Genomic DNA, 4,166 nt, shown 5'->3' on the forward strand with positions numbered 1-4,166 from the left:
GCCTGGCGCGGCGGCGTCGCGAGGCGCAGACCGGTCGCTCGGCAGCATCGGTGGCCGAAGCCAGTGCCCAGGTCTTTGCGCTCGGCAAGCCGCCGGTCGCCGCCTCCGATACGAGCGAGGCCGGTGGGCCCTTCCGTCTGCGACTGGGCGACGTGCCGCGGTTCGATGACCAGGGCATCGCAGCTGGCGAACCCGTCGAAGCCGAATTGCACGCGGCGGACACCGATGGCGAAGCCGCCAGCTTTCGTTCGCAGCCGCTCTGGGATGAAGAGGTCGACTATCTTCCGCCGGCGCTGCCAGACCATGGCGAAGAGCCGATCGCCGATAACGCGACCGCGCATGAACCTGCCGCGATCGACACGCCGTCGGATGAAGCGCCGGCTGCTGGCGCGACCGACGACGATATGGACGCCGCGCTGCGCGACGCGCTCGCCACTCTGCGTCAGCTTTCGGACCGCCAGCGCAGCAGCTGATCCGCCGGACGCGGGCAAAGAAAAAGGGCGGCGTATCGCTACGCCGCCCTTTTCTGTGTCAGCCCCGAGGCTGCCGGACGCTTACTGGCCCGGCGGCTTCTGGAAGGTGCCGTACTGTTCGTTACCCACAAAGCCCAGCTTGGTCACGCCGCTGCGCTTGATCACGGCGAGGACCTCGTCGGTGATCTGATAGCGCGAACGGGCATCCGGCTGGAACTGCAGTTCGGGTTCCGGATCCATGTTGCGGGTCTGCGCCAGAATGCCGGCCAGCTGTCCCTGCGATACCGGGGTGCCGTTCCAGGCAATGGTATCGTTGGTGTCGATGGTCAGCTTGTTCTTGACCGGTTCGATCTGAACGTCAGGCGGGGTCTGGCTATCGACCGGCAGGTCGATCTTCACCGCATGGGTCTGGACCGGGATGGTGATGATGAACATGATGAGGAGCACGAGCATGACGTCGATCAACGGCGTCGTGTTCATCTCCATCATCGGCTCGCCATCGTCCTTGCCGCCACTCATTGCCATATCAAGCTACTCCAATTCCTGTTTGCGCAGCGAAGCGCTCAACCTGCTTCGACCAGCGCGATGGGCGACGAAATGAAGCCCACCTTGGCGAAACCGGCGCGCTGCACGGTGAAGATGGCGCCGCCGATGCACCGATAGGGTGCGTTGACATCGCCGCGGATGTGCACTTCGGGAAGATCTTCTTCCTTCAGGTTCTCCACGCCACCGGCATTTTCAATGATCGATTCCAGGCGCTTCACAGCGAGTTCCTGAAGCTCGGCATTGTCGACCGGCGTCACGTTCACGTACACGCGGCATTCGCCGTTCGGGCTTGCGCCCGCAAAGCCTTCGTCACCGGGGCTGAGGCCATTGGCGTCAGTCGAGGAAACCGAAAGCAGGATGTTTTCGTTCTTCGTCTCGGTCGGTTCGAATTCGACGACCGGGATTTCCAGATCATCCACCGTCTGGATCACGACCGGAATCGCGATCAGGAAGATGATGAGAAGCACCAGCATCACGTCCACAAGGGGCGTGGTGTTGATGTCCGACATCGGCTTCTCTTCGCCGCCGGCGTCTCCAACGCTCATTGCCATCGCAACAAATCCTATTCTGTCATGCCACATTCTCCGGGGAGCGGTGGCTGTGCCACTGGCCGGGCAGGCGAACCTGCGAACGGCCAGTCTATCCGATGCAGCGCTGGCAAATCAGGGCCAGGCTGCGCGGGAGGGATGCGGCGCCCGAAAAGGCTGGCCCGCATCCCTGCCCGATGCCGGATTACTTCTTGATCGGTGCGGCGGCCGGAGCGGCGGGCTTGGCAGCCGGAGCAGCCGGAGCCTTGGTCGCCGGGACCACAGCGCCGTTCGAAGCCATGTAGCCCAGAACATCGGTCGAGAAGGCGCTGAGCTGAGCAGCGATCAGCTTGTTGCGAGCCTGCAGCCAGTTATAGGCAAGCACGGCGGGAACGGCCACGCCCAGACCCAGTGCGGTCATGATCAGAGCTTCACCGACGGGGCCGGCGACCTGGTCGATCGATGCCTGACCGGCGATGCCGATCTTGATCAGTGCGCGGTAGATACCGATAACGGTACCGAACAGACCGATGAACGGCGAGGTCGCGCCCACGGTTGCCAGGAACGGCAGACCACCAGCCAGCTTGGCGTTGATGGCAGCTTCCGAACGGCTCAGCGAACCGTGCAGCCAGTCATGCGCTTCGACCGGATCGGTCAGCTTGGCATGCTCTTCCTGTGCCTTCAGGCCGTCGTCGACGATCTGACGATAGGCGCTGTTCTTTTCCAGCTTGTTGGCGCCTTCCTTCATGCTGCCAGCGCGCCAGAAGGTTTCACGAACCTTGGCACCCTGCGAAAGCACCTTCTGCTGTTCGAACAGCTTGGTGAACAGGATGAAGAACGAACCGAACGACATGATACCCAGGATAACGACGGTGGCGTAAGCGATGACACCGCCCTGCTCCAGAGCTTCCGCGAAACCGAAAGCGTTTTTCGGCGCTTCACCTGCAGCCGCAGCCAGCATTTCAATCAACATCAAAACTTCCTCTCAGAAAATAGATAGAGCGCCGTCCAAAAATCCGGTGCGTCTAGAACCAAAACCCAATCCGCCGGAGCGGCATCCAGTCCAAAGTTACTTCGGAATTTCCCAGCGAACCGCGTTCGAATAGGTGTCCGAGATCGGATTACCTGCCTGGTCGAGTGCCGGCTTGAAGCGCGCCCGGCGGGTCACGTTCTTGCAGGTCGCCTCGTCAAGATCGGCATGTCCGCTCGAACCGGTCACCTGGCAGTCGGTGACACGGCCATCGGGGCCGATGGTCACGCGGAACCGGGTGGTGCCGGCACGCTCTTCACGAAGAGCGCGAGCGGGGTAATCGTTGGGGGTTGCCCAGCTTCCCGGATTACCGCGCGGCTGTGCACCCGAAGCCTTGGAAGGCGGCGGCGGCGCAGCGGGTGGCGGTGGCGGGGGAGCCACGATCGGCGTCGGCGTAAACACCGGCGGCGGAGTGTTGGTGGTGGTGATGACCGGCGCCGTGGTTGGCGGCGTCCGAACGATCGGCGGCGGCGTTACGACCGGCGGCGGCGTGATCGGCTGGTCCGGCGGAGGTGGCGGCGGCTCTTCCGGCTCGATCACCTCTTCCTCTACGTCAACGACGTTCAGCTTCTCTGCGACCGTCTTGACCGCACTATATGCAAGTCCTGTTACCAGGGCATAGATGACCACGATGTGGATCAATGCCACGATAACGAGGGAAACTATCTTGTTTCCGCTTGCCTGTTGATCAGCATAGGCCATTCAGAAACGACGCTCCTTACCCTAGTGAAACCCGTCATCCGGGGAGCGCCGACATTGCAATCCACGACACCCGGACAAACCAGCCGATGACCGCGGCTGGTGCATGGAACATGCAAGTTGCGGAACGCAACCCTTCCGGCTTGCTTCCCGCTCCCCCGCTGTGTTCCAGCCTCTGGTTTGTTTTTCTCTTGCCCGAAAGGGGATTTAACGCGCAACTTATCAGCAGGCAATCGCTTAAATGGATTCAGTTTGAATTAACCTTTGAGCCCCGACAGCCGCCTTTCCGCACAGCGAAAACGAGGAGTCTCCCCCATGCCGCACGCGCTCAACTCGCTTGCCGCCGCCACGGCCTTAACCATCGCAATTAGTGGCGGTTTTCCTATCGTATACGGCGCGAATGCACAGGTTTCATCCGAAACGGAGGGACCCGGCTATGTCGCTCTTGCAAGGCTCGCCGATGCCGCGCCGCAGGTGCTGCGGGTGGAGGTGAAGAAGACCACGGTGGTCGATCCGGAGCGCGCGCCCGACGTCGCTCCCGGTATGGCACGGCTGTTTGTCGAGGCGCAGGTATTGAATCTCATTCGCGGCAGACAGGGCGTCAGCGAATCGATTCGGTATCTGGTCGACGTGCCGCGCGACGCCCGGGGCAAGGTTCCCAAGCTCCGGAAGCAGCAGTTCCTGCTGTTCGCGCGCCCCGGAACGCGCGCCGGGGAAATCCAGCTGGTATCGAAGGACGCGCAGATCGCCTGGACGCAGGCCACCGAGCAGCGCGTGCGCACGATCGTCACCGAACTGGTCAGCCCGGGCGCGCCGCCCGCGATCAAGGGCATCCGCGAGGCGCTGCACGTTCGCGGCAATCTGCAGGGCGAAGGCGAGACGCAGGTGTTT

Annotated in this window: 5 protein-coding genes and 1 pseudogene; 2 read left to right on the forward strand and 4 right to left on the reverse strand. The window is 62.5% G+C overall.

Annotated elements, in window-relative coordinates; genetic code table 11:
* The coding region (locus DM995_RS04500; protein ID WP_198669251.1) for a hypothetical protein at positions 1-473 on the forward strand (473 nt) is incomplete at its 5' end.
* A gap of 81 nt (positions 474-554) precedes the next feature.
* Here the strand turns inward: DM995_RS04500 and DM995_RS04505 are convergent.
* From DM995_RS04505 to DM995_RS04520, 4 genes are all read right to left on the reverse strand, one after another.
* Positions 555-998 (reverse strand): ExbD/TolR family protein, encoded by a 444-nt coding sequence (locus DM995_RS04505; RefSeq protein WP_023838217.1) that lies wholly within the window; start codon positions 996-998, stop codon positions 555-557.
* Between the two features lie 38 nt (positions 999-1,036).
* Positions 1,037-1,570: an ExbD/TolR family protein gene (locus tag DM995_RS04510; RefSeq protein WP_031318148.1), complete on the reverse strand. Its 534-nt coding sequence runs from the start codon at positions 1,568-1,570 to the stop codon at positions 1,037-1,039.
* A 181-nt stretch (positions 1,571-1,751) separates the two neighbouring features.
* Positions 1,752-2,519 carry a MotA/TolQ/ExbB proton channel family protein gene (locus DM995_RS04515; RefSeq protein WP_116968639.1) on the reverse strand — a complete coding sequence of 256 codons (768 nt, stop codon included), beginning with the start codon at positions 2,517-2,519 and terminating at the stop codon, positions 1,752-1,754.
* A 96-nt stretch (positions 2,520-2,615) separates the two neighbouring features.
* On the reverse strand, positions 2,616-3,278 hold the full coding sequence (locus tag DM995_RS04520; protein ID WP_031318149.1) for an energy transducer TonB: 663 nt from the start codon (positions 3,276-3,278) through the stop codon (positions 2,616-2,618).
* 312 nt (positions 3,279-3,590) lie between these two features.
* Here DM995_RS04520 and DM995_RS21665 point away from each other — a divergent pair.
* Positions 3,591-4,166: pseudogene (locus tag DM995_RS21665) on the forward strand (hypothetical protein); the annotation flags it as partial.

This window comes from Blastomonas sp. UPD001 (assembly GCF_003426715.1).
Classification (GTDB): domain Bacteria; phylum Pseudomonadota; class Alphaproteobacteria; order Sphingomonadales; family Sphingomonadaceae; genus Blastomonas.

Bases quoted from the DNA above. Each gene is read 5' to 3' on its own strand.
- DM995_RS04520 (WP_031318149.1), bottom strand. From the start codon at position 3,278: ATGGCCTATGCTGATCAACAGGCAAGCGGAAACAAGATAGTTTCCCTC.
- DM995_RS04510 (WP_031318148.1), bottom strand. From the start codon at position 1,570: ATGGCAATGAGCGTTGGAGACGCCGGCGGCGAAGAGAAGCCGATGTCG.
- DM995_RS04505 (WP_023838217.1), bottom strand. From the start codon at position 998: ATGGCAATGAGTGGCGGCAAGGACGATGGCGAGCCGATGATGGAGATG.
- DM995_RS04515 (WP_116968639.1), bottom strand. From the start codon at position 2,519: ATGTTGATTGAAATGCTGGCTGCGGCTGCAGGTGAAGCGCCGAAAAAC.